We start from the raw sequence: 21,652 nt of genomic DNA on the forward strand, positions 1-21,652 counted from the left end.
ATCCATTCCGTATGCAGAGAGGTTATTATTCTACAGGTACATGAATCGGGGTCGTATCGTCCCAACCGACAACCTGAATATCATCAAATTCCAATCCTTGGTCGGTTACATTCATGGTGTAGAGATAATGCTTTCCTTTTTCCCATTTTATATTTTGTAATACCGTAACACCCTGAGGGGTTTGATAGGTACGGTCTTCCGACGGACTCAGATTACCTTCCGGTCCTAACGTCAGTTTAAGCGAGAGTTCGGCCACAGGTGTTTCAAGCGGTACGACCAATCCATACGCCTGTGCACAGGGTAAAGCCATATAGTCCGGTGTATCAGCACCGACCGGCCATTCGGCAATTTGTCCTTGCACATCACCCAGAAGGGTGATGGTTCCGACTTGATCCAGTCCGAGTAGTGATCCATCTTCCAGATTCATCGTCACTTGCGTATTGGCTTTAGCCAAAAGCTGATTGCCATTCTGGCTGGTCAGTTCAATTTTCTTGACATAATCGAGTTCGGTTATCGCCTGTCCTTTGGCTTTAATAATCCGGAAACTGATTTTTGCCAACGCATGTTGCATATAGAGATGTTCGATCTGATGCTCCCATTTATTGACGGTATGATGGGTTTCACTTCCCGTCGCTTCACTGTCACTTCCATATAAGAGATCATCTTGGGTAGTATCCCATTCATTGCCATAATTAAAGGTCTGTGTGGCAGGAATAGATATGCTTTTGATGATCGGATACTTCGGATTCGTTCGTGAGAAATCAGCACCATAGCCCGACGGTGCCCAGGCATAAACCGTTCCGTCGACATTGGCCATATTCAATTGCTGGTCTGGGGACCATAAGCCACTTGCATACCGATATTCTTGTGTTTTTACTTCACTATTATAGTAGGCAATAGAAGATCCGGATCCTTTAGTCACTAATACGCCAATGGCATCCAACTTATTCGGAGCGTCATTTCCTACCTGTTCAAAAACAGCTCTGGTATCGACAGACATATTCAATTTGTTTATTTGCAAAGGCATATCCTCCTCAACCGCGGGAGGATATCCTTTTTCATCTGCCGTGCAAGCAACCATTCCCACGACTGCCAGCATATAAAGGAGTCGTTTCATAGTTTTACTTTTTTTAAATCTTAATTTCTTCATTAACCGGCACTGTATCCCATTCTGTTACAGAGACAGCCCGTACTGTTAATGCACTACGTGATGCACATACTGTATAGAGGTAGTTTTTCCCTTGCTCCCATGCACTTGTTTCTTGCAAAGGCAGGAATACTTCATAATCGGTTCCGTCGATTGTAAATGTAACAATCAACCGGCTATCTTCATCGGATGCACCCGGAGCCAATTCGATCGGATAAACGATCATACTCAATTTGCGGGCAACTCGTGAGCCTGTGACCTGTGTAGAGCCGGATCCGCTAGCAATAAAATGCGTTTCGTCTTGTGTTTCTCCTGCTTTGACTTCACGAGGTATAGTATATCCGGTAATTGTACGGGTAATCGTTTCATCAGCCAGATTAGTTTCATTATTCAGTCCGGTAATCACACCATCTGCCAGTTTCATTTTAGGCGTTCCTCCTGTTTTCAACAGTTGTTTGCCATCTGCATTTTTTATCACGATTTTTGAAAGTACACCTTGTCCATCCATTGTTCCATCGTTGTACACTCGGAAAGAGAGCATCGACATGGCATGTTGCATAGAGAGGTCTATTTCATTCCCCGGATTCACCGCATCCATATTTCCACCCGGTTCATCCAGGTTAGCCCGTCCGTTATTTATATATCGAGCCGGAGTTGTCGGATCAGAATAGAAATAGAGGTAATCTGTTTCGGCAAGATCCCCCACTAATTTAGTACTGTTACGGTTGGCTCCTGCTGAATTAGACACCCACTTACTTTGTCCATTATCCCATACCATATCGGCATTACTGACAACTCCTGTAAAATCGATCGTACCTGTTTTTGCTATAGGAGCAGCAATGGCAACATTATCCTTTGTCGTTCCTTCAAACGAAGCAGTATACGGATAATAGGCATACAATGTGCCTACCGTTTCCGTCAGATAATAAGGTTTTGCTGTCGCATCGGCAAAACTGGTTCCTTTTGCAGAAATGGCTTTCCACGATTTACCATCCGCACTCCCCATGAACCAGACAGGTTTTCCTTGTTCATACTCATCGGCCTGTGTACCGGAGTTGTACGGTGTATAAAGCGCTGTTCCGTCATTGTTTAAGGTAACTATCCCTAAACCTTTTGCATCTGTTGCATAATTTGCTGCGTCATAAGTAATATTTGTCCCCTCAATTACAGCACGTGTATTCGTCTGGATCACTCCGGTATGTATACCCAAGGAACCATCCATTCTGGCCTTCGGAGGTCTGATAACCTCTTCACTTTCCGAACAGCTGGAGGCTGATACGACTACCGCTATTGCGGCTAAATAAATAAATCTCTTCATAATCGGTTTGTTTTATGGAGTTGAACACTCCCTGTTTGTAATCTATTTTGCTAAAAACTGTTTTATATTTTAATCATTCCTCCGGGAGTCGGGATCCATTCTTCGACAGATACAATATGTATCTTCAATTCACCCTCGCCGGAAAACAGTAATTCAACCCTATGCGTAAACCCGGCCTGAACACCTCCTTCGATATAGATCTCGGTATTATGGGTCGTTTCACCCACTACTCCTCGTCCGTTCTTTGAGGTGATAAGTTTCAGTTGAATAGGAATATCTTGACCTCCGATAGAGACCGGAAGTAAAACATAACCCTGAGGATCCGGCTTTTTACCCTGGTTGAAAAAAGGTATCTGCAGATTGTCCAGATTTTTAACCGGCACTGAAACTTCTTGGCTTGTTGTACCAGGTTTTAACTGTGTCGGATTTTCCAGATCTAATACTAACGGAGTCTTTACTTTGTCGACCTCTATCCGGATCAGATTTCCCCACGCCTGCAGATCATCTGTATAACAAACAAATTGTAATTGGGTCAACAGATGTTCGAGTACACACGCATTGAAAGGTGAAGACATACAGCCTGTCAACCGGCCAGTAGAAAGGATATCGGTTTCGCCGTCAATATCAAATGAGAGATATCCCTGAGCTAAGTGAAGATGAGCATCTGCCGGATAATACCCTAACAGATGTAACTGCTTATCATCCTCCGGATATTCCTGTGTCTCAGAAAAAAGAATCAGCTTATTTCCTGTTCCTCCCTGGCGTACTGCCGGGGAGAGATGCCACAGGCCATAATTCCCGGAACTAATCTCATCCCGTCGCACAAAACCCAATGGGAGATCGTATGGATAATCCGCATCAATCACACTACGTGTCGTGGTACCGATAGCCCCATACAACTGGATATTTTTAGGTACTTCGACTCCAGGTATATCCTTCTCCGAACAAGCGATCAGAAAGAGGAAGAGGATTGTTGCTAATATGGATGAAACTCTTGGCATTTTTAATTGATATTATACGATCTCCTGTTTGGTTATTATGGACGAATCACCTGACTGCCACTATTGCCTGGCTTCCATGGAGCGATAGTCGATTCAGACCAGATTTCGTTTGATGTTGTAAATGTCAGTGAAATCATATGGGATTGACCGGCTTTTACTCCTCCTGAGATATTCTGTATCTGTATCGTCCGCGGAGTAGACATAGGTGTTACTCCGTCACCGTTATAAGTGGTCAATACCTCCAATTCGATTGGTGCCTGATTAGTTCCCATATCATTATCCGGATACACCATCAAATAACCGATTTGAGGATCGAGCACACTCGTCAATGACATTTCGGTCGGTACCTGATTAACCGCTAAATCTTGTACAGATCCATCTGTTGTTAATGGCGGTAGACCATCTATTTGTCCTTTATCAAATGTCAATGTCAGTTTTGTTTTTGCATTTTTCAATTTAATGGAGCGTATATTCCCCCATTTCGTCTTGGCTTCTGCCGATCCGAGGCATTTAAACTGCAATTGACCCAACAGGTGTTTAAATGTAAATAAGTCGAATTCATCGTTGGATTTGCCCTCTTGCATTGTTGTAGCCATGAGATCCTCATCACCGGTAATGGTATAAACCACTAATGCCGGATTGGTGGATAATGTTAATGGCGCCTGCGGATAATAACCGACCAAAACAGAAGTTTCTGTAGCGGGTAAATAATTTTCTTCTGTCGTAAAACCGATAGATGTATTCCCGCTTCCTGCCGCTCTCACGCCATCTATTTTTCTCCAGGCATTGGATGTAGCCGGACGGTCTAGTCGTGCAAAAGAGAGTTCTAACGGCAAATCGTAATCCGCATCAATCACGGCACGTGTTTCATCGCCAATTCCTGCTTTTAGTTCAATTTTTTTGGAAGCGTCTCCCTGTTCCGGTCTTGCTTCATCTTCCGAACAGCTTGCCATAAAAAGCCCTACTGTCAATGGGACTGCTAAAAACTTCATTACTTTCATAGTTCCTACGTTTTAATTATGATATGATTATAAAAACTTTATTCAATAGTACCTGTTCCGGCTGCTCCGGTTTCCCATGGTGTCACACTGGCTGTTGCTTTGATGACTTCTTCATTCGTCCCTTTAAAATAGAGAGTAACCAGATGTGATTTACCGGTTTCCGCATTCAACGGATTATTGTTCTCATCCAAAATAGGAACAGTAATTCCATTTGCTTCACCTGTATACCATACTTTGACAGACAAAGCATTTACAGATTGAATCATCAAAGGTTCACCCACTTTGGTCAGGTTGGTGGAGAGGAATGAGCCGGAGAATCCGGGAAGATTGAACTGTGCCCGATTGGAATAGGTTACACTTCCATTACCGATCTGCATTGAAGTGGGTAGTCCGACATTTAATACTTCAATTTTTTCTAACCGTTTAGTCGGATTGCTTGCAAGAAATTCTGCTGTAGCCTGAATCTGAAAGTTCAACTGCGTGAGTGAATGTGTAAAAACAAATGCATTTACCGGATTACTCTTATTTCCTTCCACTTCTCCTCCCCACATAATATCCTCTTTTCCGTCAGCCGCAAATTGAACCACGCCATTGACCGAAGGGATATTGGGATGCCATCCACGCATATAGACATTCCCTGTTGCGGGATATACTTTAGAAGTGTTCAACGGTACACGTGGACTTCCCGACTCAGCCGCCGTAATCGTCACTGAATTTTTCCAGGCAGGAGTAACTGTCCAGTCTGTCGGAGCAGCGATACCTTCAAAAGCCGTAATCGCAGCAGAAAACTCATCCCCTGTTTTTACCGGAGCCTTTGTGATTGAGGCATACACTGTTGCCCCTACCATGATTTCATTATGATCTGCCGGTGATGATTCATCATTTGTACAACCGGCTAACACTGCTATTGCAAATACAATAGCAAAACATACATTCTTCATAATTCTGTTGTTTTGATTTATAATTATGGTAATAATTTTATTTAAAACGGTCTTGTTAATACATTAAGCTGTTGGCACACAAGAACAAAAGATCTATTCATAATTAATCATATACAATACCGACTCCCTCCAGTCCATCGATCCATGCCGATACACTTGTCTGAAGAGTCAGTTTATCCCTTAAGGATAAAATAACAGTGATTAAATAAGATGTTCCGGCATTCGAATGTCCATTTTCTTCATGAAACAAGACCGGCAAATCCTGATAAAGTATTTCCTCGCCCTCCGGCGACTCTACCACCAACTGAAGCGAGAGGGGACTCTCCGGCTCTACCATGACAAATTCGTTCAAGGTGACCGGCTCGCTTGTTATATTGATTATCTCTTTCGAGTTTTCATCCTTATACACCTTTACTGTAGAGGGTTGACCATTAAATTGTAATAGTCCGTCGGCTAAATTCATTTGTGCTGCCGTTCGGCTTCCGTTTACCATCAGAGACTTCAATTTTACCTGTTGCGGGAAGGTCGGATCTGAAAGGATACGAAAACGAAGCTGGCACAACAAATGATTGAATACAAATATTTTATCCTTACTTTCAAACGTATCATCTAAACTCCCCTCTCTCTCTGCTGTGAGGATAATATCCTGAGAGCCATCAAGCTGATAGCTTATTTTATTCTCATTTATTGCTGCTTTCGGTGAATACCCCCTTAAATAAACAGCGCTGTTGTCTTCCGGATAATAATGGCGTTCGGAAAAAACGGCTAAGCCACCAGGCTGTACGTTTGCACTCCACCGATCGTCGTACCAGCCACTTTCCGTACCTTTTGCAAAATAGACCACATACTCTTCTAAATCTACGGCCTGATCCGTTTTCTCAAAGATAGCAGCTTGTGTATATAATCTGATTTCCTGGTGTGAAGGAGAGGGTTGCTCCTCTTGTTCCGGTGAACAAGAGAAGAATATAAAAAATGCACACACTATTAAACGCTCTACTTTCATCTTAATTCATAATTAAGGTTTTGGTCAATTTATGATTATCAAGCCTCTCCTGTGCCCTCACGCCAGTCTGTTATCTTTATGGTCAATCCGTCTATCTCTCCGATCGACGCTTCCAGATCGAGTTCGACATATCCGATCCGATCGTTAATAAAAGCGTCATGGATCTCTTCTGTTATTTCCAAGGAAGATCGAATAGTAGGTCCGGATAACCGGTCGACCGTCAATTGTAAAGTGACAGGTACGATTTTATCCGCTGAACATAATCCAAAAAGATTCAATGATGTATTGTATTGATTTTCTTTGACCTGATCGAATACACATACCACTGAAGAGGGTTGGTCGAACAACACTTTCCCTGTCGGTATATGCACCCCATGAGCAATACCTCTCAACTCACCGGAAATAGATGAGATATTAAAGATATTGTTCAGATGCAGATTAATACGGATATTCTTTACCAACTTCTTCGGTTTCACTTCATAATTGACATCTTCTCCATGTTTCACGACCAAATCGGTTAAACCGGTTCCATAAAAATTTTCGGGACCTAGAATACGTAAATCCGTCCCCCGAGTGTCTGTTTGAGCAAAAGCATATATATTCCTAAATCCTTTATCCATCTGCACATCTATATTCTTATGATTGGCATTTACGATCGCCAATTGGTAATTCCCCGTTGGCAAATAGCCCTCATACCCCATATGGCTGCCAGTATGAATTATCGGAGTCGATTGACCTTCCTGATAAAAGCAGTAATAAATGTCATCATAACATCTTTCTGTTTCCCAATCTAAAAGGATACGCACTTTTCCGTCACATGATCCCAGATCGTCTCCAAGAACGGAACAACTACTTACTCCTATTATCAAATGAATAAATAAGATGAATTTGAACTGTACTAATTTTTTTTCGACTAATATCATGTCAATATCTCCCAACTAAGACGCACTTTAAGTACATTTATATATATACAATCATTAAACGATAAAAAGAATCCCTTTTCTTTTTCTGTTGTCTGTAAAACGGTGTTTCAACTCATCATTTTAGGCATTTCAAAGATACGATACATTGTTCCTTATTTTAAGTAAAAAAGATAGCCAATCGAAAACTAAAAACAGATATTACCTCCCCTTTCGCGCATTATTATTGACATAAAAAGTAAAATTGACTAGTCCTATAATCGATAATTTTCTTTTTGTGTTGCTTTTGTGAGATACACCATTTTCACTTGTCAGAATGAGTCAAATTGTATGAGTTTATCAAACATCTATTTTGAGGTTCTGTTTCACCTATGTTCTGCCCATCGGCCGTTTTTTGAAAAATCCAGCTGTTATTTTTCTACTTCATGCGATGAAAATAAAAAAGCATACTACTCCTTTTTTTGCAATATGCAGACTGTTTTTCTGTAACACCTACCTCTCTTTTTTGTTAGAGGTACGTCTAAAACAATTTAGAGGTACGTCTAAATCTGTTTAGAGGTACCTCTAAAATCATTTAGAGGTACCTCTAACAGAAAAGTGATCGAAGAGGTGTAAATAAACCGATGGATCGTTTTTATTTTTTGTGCTGATTGTTTCAAAATAGCGTGTTGATATGTTACCGAATTATCACTATATTTGCTGTTTATGAAGTTTTATGCTGTAAAAAAATATCGTATGAAAAAGTTCATCCTTTCTATCCTTTGTTGTATTGCTCTTCCTCTGTTTTTATCGGCACAAGAGACGGCACAAGTGTTCACCTATAAAATAGGAACCGCCGAGATCAGCCGGCTCAATGAAGTGCTGCGTGACGGATCCAGTACAATTCTGATCGGAGCAACTCCGGAAATGAAACAAGAAACAATACCGAACGGCACCTTTCCCAATGCCGTCAATGCTTTTTTCATCCGTACCCCTGAAAAAAACATCCTGGTGGATGCCGGATACGGTACACATCTGTTTGACCACCTAAAAACACTTGGAGTATCTGCCGAGCAAATAGATATCGTATTAATCACCCATATGCATGGCGATCATATCGGTGGTATGCTTCGCGAGGATAAACGTTCGTTTCCCCATGCCGAAATTTATATTGCCCAACCGGAATACGACTACTGGACCAGTGAGGCTGAAATGAATAAACAACCGGAAAACCGTCGGGGCGGATTTCTGAATGCACAAAAAATGATCGACGCCTATAAAGGTCAGATCCATCTATTTCAGCCACAAGAAATAGGAACAAACACACAGACAATACTTCCTGGTATTCAAGGAATAGCCGCCTATGGACACACACCGGGGCATAGCGGTTTCTTACTGAAATCAACCAATCAGCAACTACTTATCTGGGGAGACCTGACACATGCTATGGCGATCCAGATGCCCTATCCGGATGTCGCCGTAACCTATGATGTCGATCCGGAAACGGCGGTCGTATACAGAAAAAAGATCCTTGAGTTTGTGACTAAAAACAAGATTCCTGTTGCAGGAATGCATATTCCGGAAACCGGAATGGGACAGATCACTACGCATGCGCCAAACAGCTATATTTTTACTTCATTTAAATAAGATATCAATCACTTTAACCCGTCAGATCATCATGAAAAAATTGATTTATTGGTGTATCCTGTGCTTTTTTGCCGTCAATGGTTCTGCAAAAATAAAACTACCGCAATTGATCAGCGACCATATGGTCATGCAACAACAAGAATATGTGCGGTTATGGGGTGAAGCCACCCCTAACGCCACCGTGACAATCCAACCATCCTGGTCTAATGATGCCACAGAGACCCAAGCCGATGTAAACGGGTACTGGCAAACAGAAATAAATACACCGAGTGCCGGTTTTCAGACATATACCCTGACGATCAGTGACGGCGAGCCGGTAACCCTTCACGATATTTTAATCGGAGAAGTCTGGTTCTGTTCAGGACAGTCCAATATGGAAATGCCACTTAACGGGTTCTGGAACTCTCCGATAAAAGAGGCCAATCACACCATCGCTGATGCCGGGAATCATCCGGGTATACGGATGGCTACCATCGAACGCAAAGGTGCATCGACTCCACAGCGTTATGCCAATGGTACGTGGAAAGTGTCTAACCCTGAAAATGCTCCTTCTTTCAGTGCAACGGCCTATTTTTATGCCTTAGCACTTCAGCGGACATTGCAGGTACCGGTAGGGATTATATCCTGTGCCTGGGGAGGCTCAAGAGTCGAAGGATGGTTGCCCAAAGAGATACTCCAAACTTATGAAGATGAAGACCTCAGTAAGGTTGGCAACAAGGATAAAAGTCCGGAATATCTACAGCCGATGATTATGTATAATGGCTTGTTGTATCCCTGTGTCAATTATACCATTAAAGGTTTCCTTTGGTATCAGGGATGCAGTAATGTCGGCCATGCCGATACCTATGCCGAACGATTGGCAACGATGGTAGACCATTGGCGAACATTATGGAATCTGGGAGAAATTCCTTTCTATTATGTGGAAATTGCTCCCTACAACTATGAGAACAACAGCGAAGGAATTAGCGGGGCACTTCTTCGTGAAGCACAATTCAAAGCACAAAAGCTAATCCCTCATAGCGCAATGATAACCACGAACGATCTGGTGGAGCCTTACGAAAGTGATCAGATTCACCCGTGGAATAAGAAAGAGATCGGTGACCGCCTGGCTTATCAGGCATTAAACAAAACGTATGGTTATCGCTCTATTGTTGCCGAATCTCCGGCTTATAAAAGTATGGAGATAAAAGCGCATGAAATCATTCTCACATTCGACCATGCCAACGAGGGATTCAGTCCATGGACTGGCATCGAGGGATTCGAGATTTCCGGTGAAGATAAGGTGTTCCATCCGGCCAAGGCGGTTATCAATCAATCGGAACGTACAATAACGGTTTCATCAGAGAGTGTATCTGTACCGGTAGCCGTGCGTTATTGTTTTAAAAACTTTCAACCCGGGAATCTGAGGAATCATCGTAATTTGGCAGTTATACCGTTCCGTACTGATCATTGGGATTAGATCTTCCCCAAAAAATGTTTCTCAATATAACTGTTAAAACGGTCTTTATACTGATTGCCAATGGGGATATAAACCTCTTTATGAAAGACTACCCGGTTATGAGCGACCGCATATATTTTTTGTAAATGGACGATATAAGATCGGTGAATACGCATAAATTTATCCTCCGGAAGTTTTTCTTCCAGCGACTTCATACTGAGTAATGTCATGATCGGTTTTGAATCTTCCATAAATATCCGGACATATTCGCTCTGACTCTCGATATAGAGAATCCGATCGATATCGAGTCGCAACATTTTGTAATCGGTCTTAATAAAAAGGTTATTCGTTTCTTCCTCTTTTTCCGGCAGAAGAGATTGGCTTTGTTCAACCTGTCGAAGCGCTTTATTAGCCGCTTTAAGAAAGTCATTGAATCCAAACGGTTTAAGTAAATAATCCAATGCATCAATCTTAAACCCCTCTACCGCATATTCGGAATAAGCGGTAGTAAAGACCACCATCGGCTTGTGAACTAAAGATTTAACAAAATCCATCCCATTTAAATCGGGCATATTGATATCCGCAAAAATGAGATCAACCGAATTCGAGGATAAGACCGACATAGCCTCAAAGGGACTTGAACAGGCCTTGACCAATACAAGAAACGGAACCTTGTTAATGTATGATGTAATCTGTGCAAGCGCTAACGGCTCATCATCCAAAGCAATACAGCGTATCATGTGCCTAACGGTATAATAAGTAGAACTTTGTATTCGTTTTCTTCATTGCGGATTGTCAGCGTATACCGCTCTCCATACAACAAATGTAACCGTTTTCTGACATTTTCCAATCCGATCCCCTGTTGTTTTCCCTGAACATCATTAAAGCTACTGTTGATAATCAGACAGTGAAGTTCTTCTTCTTTAATCTCCATGGAGATATGGATAAACGATTTTTGCTGGTAACTAACTCCATGCTTAAAAGCATTTTCAATAAACGATATAAATAACAAAGGAGGTATTTTAACCGTTGGAATTTCTTCCGGTACATGAAAGTGGATATCCAATTGATCGGTATATCGGATCCGCATCAGTTCGATGTAGTTGGTCAGAAACTGTATCTCATGTATCAATGGTAAAGAGGCCTGTGCAGCATCATACAGGATATAACGCATCATTTTGGATAGTTCAAGCACCGTTTCTTTCGCCTTTTCCGTATCAATATCGACCAAAGCATGAATGTTGTTCAACGTATTCATAAAAAAATGCGGATTGATCTGATGTTTCAGGTATTCCAACTCAGTCTGTAGATTGTGTTTTTCTAATTCTTTCATTTTCTGATCATCACGCAGTGATTTAAACAGCAATTTAATCGCGATATTTATCCCTATGACAAGAATTGCTAACAATACAAAGTTGAAAACAGGTGCCATCATCACCGGAAAACGGAACATAGGCGGACGTCTCTCCTCCGGAAACTCGCCTATGGGAGGACGAGGAGGCTGATTCCGTAAGGTCTCATTTCGTGGAGGTTTATTGGGAAAACCATTATTCTGTGGAGGGACTCTTTGGGGGGTATTTTCCATTTTATCCCTCTCCATATGGTGTTCGGAGAAAGGGGCTCTCTCCGATCTTGGATTGAAACTCATACGTTCCGGACTCAACATCATCACCAGTCCGATTGCTGTGATCAACAGAAGAAGATAAGGCCAGTATTTTTTGCGGATCAATAAATACGGAACCAGGAAATAATTATTGACCAAGAATAAGACAAAAAAGGGTAAGATCATCTTCCAGACACGAAAAACATCACTCCATTGGATCTGTTCATGGTTGTTACCTGACCAATAGTCTAACAATGGAGTAATAAAGACCGTCAACCAGATAATAAGATATATCAGATTTTCGAGTATAACTTGTTTTCGTTCTGCTCTTTTCATTGTCTTCAGAATTTAAAAGAGTAACCTAACCCTATCATGTGCCGGGAATTCTCTTCGTCATCCGCATAACTAACATAGCGATAATAGAGACTTAACTCATTTTGTTTGTTTAGTTTATATGCGCTCCCTCCTGTATAACGTACACGATCCAATCCATTACCGGTTGGGTCATTCAATGTATGATATAGTTCGATCGAAGCAAACGGTTCAAATTTCGATTTACGGATATCGTATGTAATCTGCAATCGACTGCGGAGATAATGTTTCGGATTAGCCCGTTTTTCAGTCTCCGATATACCTACACGATATGTGCTTTGAAAACGTTCACGTAAAGATAGTGTAAAACGTTCAATACGATAAGCTGCTGTTGCGTAAAAGTAATAACGATGTCTGACCTCCCACGATTTTTTGGGATGATTGTAATTGATCAGATTATATGCTCCGCCTACTTTTAGCAAAGAATTAAAACGATAAGATAATTCGACTGTTGTTGAAAAACGGTCGACTGTCTGCAAGTTATCACGCATACGGAAATCTTCTTCCAATGAAATATGAAAATCTGGAAGTATCTTCTTTGTCAGTTCCACAGACATCGATGATCCGAAATCATCCTGTGCAAAAGATCGAACAGACAACATAAGACAAGCTACAACCCCTATAAACAGATAATTCTTCATCACTTTTCACTCTCCTTCTTTGGGGAAACGGGTCAGTTGATCAACCCCATTAATCTCCCGGCTATCCGATTCGTAATAGATTTTAATAAAAGCGGCATCACGCAAAAAATCGATATGCCCTACCTCTACCTTGTTTATATCAAGTCCGGTACGCAAACGCAAATCAGCCAATAAATCCGCCCGTTTGTCCGGTACGATCAACTGTATTTTGTCATACAAAATAAGTTTGCAGGAAGTGTGTTTCAACCACCGTTCACTTTCCAACAGCCAGGTACATAACACAAACAGCAGGTTGGTCACCAGCATTTCTGCATATGTAATCTGCGTGGATAATGCATTGATCACGGAAATAGCTATAATCAAGAAAAGATAAGTCATTTCCCGGATAGGTACCGATTCCGTTCGATAGCGTATGATTCCAAAGATCGCAAATATCCCCAATGCAAATCCGATCTTTAATTTGACACTTCCCATCAGCATAATCAATAAAAAGACACTAACATTGATCAGAGAAAACGTAAAATAATAGTCGCGTCTACGGCTTTTCGGGTAATAAAAGAAATGTATAATAATACCGACTACCACAAAATTGAAGAGAAAACGGAATATTAATTGTAAAAGTGGTTCCGTCTCTTCCAAAGAGGCTCCAATAGCCATCATCTCTCCTGTCATATCAACAAGTAAATCCATATCCATCTTAAGTGTTTATTAATTTATTTATGTATCTGATCTTCTTTTTAAATCGATTATATTTGATCGTATCGTCTGTCAGAATTGAGCCTAAACAATATTTACTGATACTGGCCGGACGTATCTGGTGCTGCGATAAAATCTTTTTTGCATATGATGTATAGTTACCGTCTTGCTTCAGTTCGACAATCACTAATTCTTCTATTTTACAGGCTTGCTGTGTATAAACGTTCAGAAAACGGATATCCAAATCAATCGTCAGCCGCTCTGTCATTTCCACGTTCACCAACGTTATGCGATAAAAGGAATTTTTCAACCTTGGGAAAATATCTCCGGGACTGAAATGCGACTTTTCTGTGATGAAGCCTTGTACATCTGCTGTCTGAAGTTGGTTTATATCTTCTATCGGAATACGGGTTTTCCGGGTTCGTCCTTTATTGTTTTTATCTTTTATCTCCAGAAATGTCTGACCGGTATCGATATAACTACGTAGACGTATCTTTTCACGTGGCCTCCGCCCGCTCTGATGCGCCAGGTACATGGCTATATTTTCCGTATCCAGATAAGTGGTATGATACAGGCTTACCCGATGACCGTTTATCTCCTGCACATAATACCGGTCTTTCATTTCCCAGAGGAGTTTATATAAAACATCACGTCGAATAAGGTATTTGGTATCTATCCGATTCATCAACCGGACAGCAGCCATTTAATCCAATGAGACGGGAGAAAACTGATTCAAAACAAATGAGATATCCTTGTATTCCATATCGTGCGTGTAATAAAACAACGGATTCAGATTACCACCAGCCACCAGGTCCGTTCGGCCCTCCGTTCGGCTCTCCATTTTCTCCACCTGTGCGCCCTACGGTAGTGACCATCGAGTTTACATGAAAGGTCGTTAGCTGAGTGCCCTGGGTATACGATGTATTTTCATACAAGCCATAAAAATCAGATCCACCGGATACAGATCCGCCGCTGTATATGGAATAACTTCCTGTTATTATTTCCAGACTGCTATATAAAACGGTCATTGATGAGAGCGTTCGTGGAAGTTCATATGTCAGGAGATTAATACCTTCTGATGTTTCAATATGAAACAATGTATTTGCTGTGCCACTTCCTGCATAAAGAACCGATCGCTGCGTACAGGTATTGGATGTCGGGGTACTTGTTGAGCCTCCAATACCCAGAATAGTTCCACCTGTTATTTTAAATGTATTGTGGTCACAATCAAATCCCTCCTCCGGTGAGGATGTTCCTACTGCAATAATCCTTCCCCCTGTAATCAACAGTGTCCCATTAGAATCTACTCCGTCATTGGCCTGACTGTAACAATAGATATCACCTCCGTTAATTTCAATATGTGTCGCAGCATTCAGACAATCATCATAAGCTTCTACGACTATGGTTCCATTATTGATAACCAATGTTTTTTTACTCTCAATCCCTTCTGCCTCGCGCTGGGAAGTCTTAACCTTTATGTCTCCATTGTGGATCGTCAAATGGCTGCGACTTTTTATTGCTTTTGCTGAAATACCAGAAGTGGTCACCTGGATTGTACCCCCATGAATCACTAAATAGGGATCTATAGAGGTGTCATTTTCCTCGTAAGATGCAGCAATGCCATCGTCTCCACTCGTTATTGTAATCGTACCATCAAAAATTTCGATATAACCTTTTTCGCATTCAATACCATCGGTCTGTGACTCAATGTCTAATGTTCCGCCATCCATCACAAATGCGCTATTGGTATGAATTCCGTCAGAGACATTGCTTATTGCTGTAATATTTCCTTTATAAATGCGTATATAATCATCACTGCATATCGCATGTTTATAATTTCCTGTTACCTGTAAACGACCTTCCCCGCTAAAAATCAACTGTCCTTCACTAAAAAAAGCAGCTTTCATATCTTCTCCTGACACCGTTTTATACGAGATTCCGTCTGTCAGTTTGTTTACCGTCCCGTCTTTTATTTCGACAAAAACACGTTTATGCGATTGTATGTTAATAGCCGGACCTGTAGGGTTCGTGATATCAACCCCATTCATGGTCAATTTAAACTTATAATCACTGTAAATTTTAACGAAACCGGATGTCGTTGTCCCAGTTAAAAGATACTCAACTTCTTCTGCTGTTGATTTAATGACGACCTCGTCACCATTGGTCTGAATATCGACGCCATTATTTTCTAATGGATTATTTACGATTGGCGTAGAATCCCATGATATGGTTACGAGAGTTGAAAAATACGAATTGTCGACTTGATCCTGTTTATCATCCGGTGTTGAAGAACTACCGGATGAAGAACCTGAAGAGTCGGATGTTTCAGCCTTATCACAGCTGCCGAAAGCATATGGGATAATCAAAAACGAGAAAATACATAGAGCATTGATCAAAGAATACTTCAACTTCATAGTGTTTAATTCTAATTTACTAAATCTGGGAACAAATGTATTTCCCAGATTAGCCAACTAAAAAAAAGATCAATGAAGAAGTTTTTTTCTTCAACCAAATAACGTTTTTGGCGTATAGAGGTTAGCGAAGGAAAACCTTCTTGGGTTATTCCTCTTTATTGGATAAATCGATGAATAGCTCATAGGCCTGCACGGGAGTCAGTCGTTCATGAACAACAGCATGGACAGCCTGAATCATCGCTGCAGGAGAACTGCTCTGAAAGACATTTCTACCCATATCTACACCGGCTGCACCATCATTGATCGCATAATAGCATAACTCCAACGCTTCTTTTTCCGGTAGTTTTTTCCCTCCAGCAATAACGACGGGAACAGGACATGCTGCTGCCACTTTCTCAAAACCTTCGCAATAATACGTTTTCACTATACTTGCTCCATTTTCGGCACAGATACGGGAGGCCAGGCCAAAATAGCGTGCATCACGTATCATCTCTTTTCCAACAGCAGTCACACCCATTACCGGTATATGATAACGACTGGCTCTATCTACTGCCTGAAACAGATTGGCAACAGTTTTTGCCTCATAAGCGGGGTCACCAATAGCCAGCATCACTGCCATGGCTGAAACATTCAGACGGATGGCATCTTCAATATCCATTAACACATTATCATTCAACTCCGTCAAGATAGAGGTACCCCCATCCGAACGAAGACAAACCGGTTTATTGATATGAGGAGGCACTGTCGTTTGCAGAATACCGCGTGTACACATGATACAGTCGGCGTATTCAATCAGAGGAAGAATACTGAGATCTATACGCTCCAATCCTGAAGTCGGTCCCATAATAAACCCATGATCAAAAGCGAGCATAACCGTCTTTCTGGTTGTAGGATGAAAAATACGCGACAAGCGGTCTTTCATCCCCCACGGTAAATTGGAAGCACCCTTTACATGAAACGCCTGATGTGAAACATCCACACCTAAACCAAAATCTGATCCGTCTTTTAAGTCATCTAAATCTGCCATAGTGTTATTGATTTTTGTTTAATTCTTCTGCAAAAGCGGAAAACATACAGGCCCAGGAAGCTGCTCCACTATCCATTGTTCCAACCGAACGTTCCCCATAATTACGGGCACGACCGAACTTCGCCTGCATATGGACCGTTTGCTCCGCTCCTCCATTAGCAACGTTGGCAGCCTCTGAAAATAGGATATGTATCTCTTCCGAAGTAACATCCTGCATCGTTCTGACTGCCGGAATAAGTACATCCATCATGGTCTTATCACCAATGGTGGCCTTTGTTTGCTGTTGCACATTAGCCAATCCTCCGGCAAACATCCGCTTCAACGCTGCGGCATCTAATACCGTATCCTCTTGAACATGATCACTCATCCCCAGGAAAAAAGCACCCAACAATGTACTGGTTGAACCACTGACTTCCAACATGACACGCATTCCCATATCACCCAGCATCGATTTGAATGTGACTCCCTGTTGAGCCACATTCGTAATAACCGTAAACGCTGTGACAATTGCTGTACCATGATCACCGTCTCCAATAACAGCATCTAACCGGGAGAACTCATCTTCACGGGCTTTGAGGCAAACCAATGCATGTTGCAGCATGGCTTTGAAAACCTCTATAGTCAATATTTTCATAATTCTTATTTACCGATAGTCGTCCAATAAGGAGTATCCGCTTGTTTATTCTTCAAATAATTCACATGGTCGTCATCCAAAATAGCTAATAACATCTGAAAACCTGATTGTTCCTGCACTGTCAGTATTTCCGCTATACGGGAAAAAGCGATATTCAGACCTCTGGCCTGTAATTCTCTGTATGCTTTACGGAAAACGATATTCAACTCCATTTGCGTCGTAGCCCCCACCCCATTTATAATAAGCATCATCTGTGCATCCTTCTGAGGTTTAAGTTTGCGGCAAAGCTGATCTATCATCCGGGTAGCAGTATCATCCGCTGAGATTAATGGAGTTTGTCCCCCTCCGCCTTCACCATGCTGCCCCATTCCGATTTCCATAATACCGGGAGGAAGTTCTGAAATCGTGGCATTATTCTGTGGATGCGTACATTTTCCCATCGCTACAGCTAATGTAGCTATACGTTCATTAAAACGGTTACCGATTTCAATCAGTTCATCCAACGACTTGCCTTCCTCTGCTGCTGCTCCGATAATTTTAAACAAAGGTACACATCCAGCCAATCCACGGCGGTCGTCGTCTGGAGTATCCAATCCTGCACTGATATCGTCGTGTGTCAGAATGCGTTTCACTTTAATTCCTTCACGTTCAGCCAACTGACAGGCCATATTGGCACTCATAACATCTCCGGCATGATTCAACACGACCAACAATATACCGGCTTCACGTTTCATCAATTGCAATGCCTGAAATAACCGTTGAGCACCGGGAGCAGCAAAAACATCTCCGACTACCGAACAATCGAGCATTCCTTCACCGACAAAACCACTCAAAGCCGGTTCATGCCCTGATCCTCCCAATGTCACAATAGCTACTTTATCTTCACTTTTCGGAGTTGTCCGGACAATGATATTCTCCCCGCCCAATTTTACTTGATCTCCGTAGGCCAATACATACCCTTCCAGTAACTCTGGAGTTACCTGCATCGGATCATTTATAAATTTTGTTTTAATGTCAGTCATGGTATTTTTGTATATAAAGGTTTTCTTATTTTATCTGCATGATCTCTACCGGAATACCTTCTTCTTCAATAAAGGCAATTGTCAGATGTTCATCACACACCAATGGAGGAAAAATGACTTTCTTTCCTTCCAATTCTCTGTTTATATCGGGAACAGTATACGCCATATGCGTTTGTGTTTGTACCAATTCAGGTAAAATACTGCCTTCTTCAAATTTCAGCCACTCGATTTTATGCGCACTTTGACTAAAATCCGTTAGCCATACACTCAACACATCGTTGTACATGGCTCCTTCTTTTTTTTCTGTGGTAACGATTCCCACATGATTAAATGTTCTCATGATTTGTCAGAATTAAATGTTAATAGTTTTTTATACTTATTCGCCGAAATAATACTTAAAAGAAGAATAACGGCTCCGGCCGCATATAAATAAAGAAAAAGGTCATTTACCTGATCATTCTGTCCGTATGAATGCATCCCGCTCAGGAAATAGTTGACTCCGAAATAGGTCATCAGAACAGAGGCAAATGCAAGAACAGCCATCAGATTAAATAACCATAAGTTATTCCATTTTTTCACCAACCTTACGTGAATAACAATAACATACACGACCATTGTAATCAAAGCCCATGTTTCTTTCGGATCCCATCCCCAATAGCGTCCCCACGATTCATTGGCCCATACGGCACCCAGAAATGTACCAATGGTCATCAATGCTAATCCGATCAGTAAAGACATCTCATTGACGATCGATAACTCGCGTATCCGAGTCAACATAAAAGCGGTATTTTTTTCTCTTGACAAACTGATTGTCAACAAATTGGTCAAACCTATTAGACAACTAATACCAAAAAAGCCATAGGCTGCAACAATTACCGCTACATGAAACATCAGCCAGGGAGATTTCAGAACAGGTACTAACGGATTTATTTGAGGATCCATCCAATTCAGTCCCGAAACAAAAAGAATGATTCCACCGAATAAAGTCGCCAAAGCAAAAGTAATCGTACTTCGGCGTACAAAAAGTAATCCCGCCAAAACGGTTGCCCAAGAGACATAAACCATCGTTTCATATGAATTACTCCATGGAGCATACCCACCTATATACCAACGCATTCCCATGCCATAAACATGAAACGCGAAAACAAGTATTATGCAAACTGTTAAAATTACAGCAAACGATTTGTTCCAACTTGTTTGTTTAAATAAAGAAAGAAATGATAAGAGCAGTAAAACTCCCCCCAGAATGAGATAACCTATTTTACATTTCCGGAAAATATCCAGCTGATTATACTTCATTTCAGTTTGTATTTTTTTATCACTGATCTTCAAGGTCGTATTTTTAGCTTGCTGATAGGTTTTGATCATACCAAGGACTTCATCTGCCTTATTCCAATCATTACTTTTCAAAGCGTCTTGTACCTCACCTAAATACCATCCCATGATTTTAGAAACAAACAAGGAGTCTTTACCTGCAAATGAAGAAAGATCATCTCCCGCTGCATACCAGGTATGATCCGGATCATCTTCCTTGGGGAACAAATTCAATAACTGATGATTGATGAGTTGATGAAAGATGTTGATCTTCTCATCGAATTTCAACAAATCCTTATCAAACCGGCTCCGTTCTGCCGGCATTTTCTGATAAGCTTTTTCCAACCGTTCCTGTAATTTGTACGCTCCATTATTGTCGAACACTTCTATAAATGCACATTCTCCAGGCGTTAATTCAAAATAATCGGCCAGATCATCGTTTCCGACAACGATAAACGGTATCTGCATCCACATATCCGGCATCGCCAAAAGACTCAGGAGGAATTGATCAGAATTAAGTTTACCAAATGTCTCCGATTGATGAAATTTGCGCAAAATTTCCGATGAAAACGTATTTATTGGCAACATTCTGCCGTTATTTGCCTGAATAGGCAAAGCGCCAAATTGTGCAGCATGTACTTCATTAACCGTATATTTCCAGACAGCCTCCAGTAGAGGAGATGGTTGCTCTTTCCCATGAAGAGTCACCGGTACTATCAATGTGAAAACTATTAGTCCAATAACTGCTTCACTTCTTATTTTTTTCAATTCCCGACTTAATAGCCTGAAACGTGAATGTTTTCCGATAAAACTTAACACAAAACCGATCATCAATACGATATATCCGGTATATGTTATATTTCGTCCGGCCACATCTTTATTGACCGACAAAACGGTACCTTTTTCGTCCGGATCATAAGAAGCCTGAAAAAAACGATATCCTTTTACATCTAATACATTGTTCATATAAACCCGTTCGTGAAGCACTTCATTCTCCAGATGAACGATCAGTTCACTTTCATACGAAGAAGGACTTGTCGAACCGGGATAACGGGTCAATCTGAATTTGACTAATTCTACGGTAAAAGGTAATGTATGATAATAAGTTTCTTTGGAGGTTCTTACAGCTATTTGATGACTACTCTCCCCCTCCCTGAGATGAAGGATCCCTTCCTGACCAAAAAAATGAGAGACCATCGCTCCCGTCAAAATAATGATAAAGGCAAAGTGAATAAACAAAAATCCCCATTTACGCTGCTTCAATAGTTGATATTGGATTGCAACCATCAGAAAATTAATGACCAACAACAGTTGCAGTAAGAAAAACACCGGCGAATAATAGACCATCGCTTTGGCTGCCACCGTACCATGGTATTTCTCTATAAAAGTCGCTAATGCTAAGATAAATGCATATACAATCAATAGTACAATTGTAGTCACATAAGAAGAGAGAAGTCTTTCTATTTTCGTCTTCATTTCATTATTTGTTGATCGTGGATGTTCACCTCATAATTGGCAATCATCCACGATCAAT

The 21,652-nt window shown here is 41.2% G+C and carries 20 protein-coding genes; 2 read left to right on the forward strand and 18 right to left on the reverse strand.

Features of this window, described 5'->3' with window-relative positions; genetic code table 11:
* Window positions 1–25: 25 nt before the first annotated feature.
* The 7 genes from M2135_RS10755 to M2135_RS10785 form a co-directional block, all read right to left on the reverse strand.
* On the reverse strand, window positions 26–1,117 hold the full coding sequence (locus M2135_RS10755) for a fimbrillin family protein (protein WP_280748508.1): 1,092 nt from the start codon (window positions 1,115–1,117) through the stop codon (window positions 26–28).
* Window positions 1,118–1,130: 13 nt separating this feature from the next.
* Entirely contained in the window at window positions 1,131–2,465 is a 1,335-nt protein-coding gene (locus M2135_RS10760; protein WP_280748509.1) for a fimbrillin family protein, read from the reverse strand.
* 62 nt (window positions 2,466–2,527) lie between these two features.
* Window positions 2,528–3,466, reverse strand: a complete 939-nt coding sequence (locus M2135_RS10765; protein WP_280748510.1) for a hypothetical protein — start codon at window positions 3,464–3,466, stop codon at window positions 2,528–2,530.
* Between the two features lie 35 nt (window positions 3,467–3,501).
* The gene (locus M2135_RS10770) at window positions 3,502–4,467 is read right to left on the reverse strand and encodes a fimbrillin family protein (RefSeq protein ID WP_280748511.1); all 966 of its coding nucleotides are present in this window, start codon (window positions 4,465–4,467) and stop codon (window positions 3,502–3,504) included.
* 38 nt (window positions 4,468–4,505) lie between these two features.
* Complete coding sequence (locus M2135_RS10775; RefSeq protein WP_280748512.1) at window positions 4,506–5,408, reverse strand: fimbrillin family protein; 903 nt, start codon at window positions 5,406–5,408, stop codon at window positions 4,506–4,508.
* 103 nt (window positions 5,409–5,511) lie between these two features.
* Window positions 5,512–6,411, reverse strand: coding sequence for a fimbrillin family protein (locus M2135_RS10780; protein WP_280748513.1), 900 nt, complete (start codon window positions 6,409–6,411; stop codon window positions 5,512–5,514).
* Window positions 6,412–6,449: 38 nt separating this feature from the next.
* Window positions 6,450–7,334 carry a DUF5119 domain-containing protein gene (locus tag M2135_RS10785; RefSeq protein WP_280748514.1) on the reverse strand — a complete coding sequence of 295 codons (885 nt, stop codon included), beginning with the start codon at window positions 7,332–7,334 and terminating at the stop codon, window positions 6,450–6,452.
* Window positions 7,335–8,066: 732 nt separating this feature from the next.
* Between M2135_RS10785 and M2135_RS10790 the strand changes: the two genes are divergently transcribed.
* Together M2135_RS10790 and M2135_RS10795 are read left to right on the forward strand one after the other, a co-directional pair.
* A complete protein-coding gene (locus M2135_RS10790; RefSeq protein ID WP_280748515.1) occupies window positions 8,067–8,957 on the forward strand; it encodes an MBL fold metallo-hydrolase in 891 nt (296 codons plus the stop codon).
* Between the two features lie 31 nt (window positions 8,958–8,988).
* Complete coding sequence (locus M2135_RS10795; protein ID WP_280748516.1) at window positions 8,989–10,416, forward strand: sialate O-acetylesterase; 1,428 nt, start codon at window positions 8,989–8,991, stop codon at window positions 10,414–10,416.
* On the opposite strand, the gene M2135_RS10800 is transcribed toward M2135_RS10795, so the two are convergent.
* The 11 genes from M2135_RS10800 to ccsA all read right to left on the reverse strand — a co-directional run bounded on the left by M2135_RS10800 (window position 10,413) and on the right by ccsA (window position 21,594).
* Entirely contained in the window at window positions 10,413–11,135 is a 723-nt protein-coding gene (locus M2135_RS10800) for a LytTR family DNA-binding domain-containing protein (RefSeq protein ID WP_280748517.1), read from the reverse strand. The genes M2135_RS10795 and M2135_RS10800 overlap by 4 nt on opposite strands.
* A complete protein-coding gene (locus tag M2135_RS10805) occupies window positions 11,132–12,334 on the reverse strand; it encodes a histidine kinase (protein ID WP_280748518.1) in 1,203 nt (400 codons plus the stop codon). The genes M2135_RS10800 and M2135_RS10805 overlap by 4 nt, the downstream gene beginning before the upstream one ends.
* 5 nt (window positions 12,335–12,339) lie before the next feature.
* Entirely contained in the window at window positions 12,340–13,011 is a 672-nt protein-coding gene (locus M2135_RS10810) for a DUF2490 domain-containing protein (RefSeq protein ID WP_280748519.1), read from the reverse strand.
* 6 nt (window positions 13,012–13,017) lie between these two features.
* Entirely contained in the window at window positions 13,018–13,683 is a 666-nt protein-coding gene (locus M2135_RS10815) for a DUF4956 domain-containing protein (protein WP_280748546.1), read from the reverse strand.
* Window positions 13,684–13,708: 25 nt separating this feature from the next.
* The gene (locus tag M2135_RS10820) at window positions 13,709–14,392 is read right to left on the reverse strand and encodes a polyphosphate polymerase domain-containing protein (RefSeq protein ID WP_280748520.1); all 684 of its coding nucleotides are present in this window, start codon (window positions 14,390–14,392) and stop codon (window positions 13,709–13,711) included.
* A 109-nt stretch (window positions 14,393–14,501) separates the two neighbouring features.
* On the reverse strand, window positions 14,502–16,121 hold the full coding sequence (locus M2135_RS10825) for a carbohydrate-binding domain-containing protein (RefSeq protein ID WP_280748521.1): 1,620 nt from the start codon (window positions 16,119–16,121) through the stop codon (window positions 14,502–14,504).
* A gap of 145 nt (window positions 16,122–16,266) precedes the next feature.
* Window positions 16,267–17,148, reverse strand: coding sequence for a 3-hydroxy-5-phosphonooxypentane-2,4-dione thiolase (lsrF, locus tag M2135_RS10830; protein WP_280748522.1), 882 nt, complete (start codon window positions 17,146–17,148; stop codon window positions 16,267–16,269).
* 4 nt (window positions 17,149–17,152) lie between these two features.
* Complete coding sequence (locus tag M2135_RS10835; protein ID WP_280748523.1) at window positions 17,153–17,782, reverse strand: DAK2 domain-containing protein; 630 nt, start codon at window positions 17,780–17,782, stop codon at window positions 17,153–17,155.
* Window positions 17,783–17,787: 5 nt separating this feature from the next.
* Window positions 17,788–18,804, reverse strand: a complete 1,017-nt coding sequence (locus M2135_RS10840) for a dihydroxyacetone kinase subunit DhaK (protein WP_280748524.1) — start codon at window positions 18,802–18,804, stop codon at window positions 17,788–17,790.
* A gap of 25 nt (window positions 18,805–18,829) precedes the next feature.
* Window positions 18,830–19,144: a hypothetical protein gene (locus tag M2135_RS10845; RefSeq protein WP_280748525.1), complete on the reverse strand. Its 315-nt coding sequence runs from the start codon at window positions 19,142–19,144 to the stop codon at window positions 18,830–18,832.
* Window positions 19,141–21,594 (reverse strand): cytochrome c biogenesis protein CcsA, encoded by a 2,454-nt coding sequence (gene ccsA, locus M2135_RS10850; RefSeq protein ID WP_280748526.1) that lies wholly within the window; start codon window positions 21,592–21,594, stop codon window positions 19,141–19,143. Before ccsA ends, M2135_RS10845 begins: the two co-directional genes overlap by 4 nt.
* Between the last annotated feature and the right edge of the window lie 58 nt (window positions 21,595–21,652).

The sequence above is a fragment of the Parabacteroides sp. PF5-9 genome (genome assembly GCF_029893105.1).
Taxonomy (GTDB): Bacteria; Bacteroidota; Bacteroidia; order Bacteroidales; family Tannerellaceae; genus JARXWG01.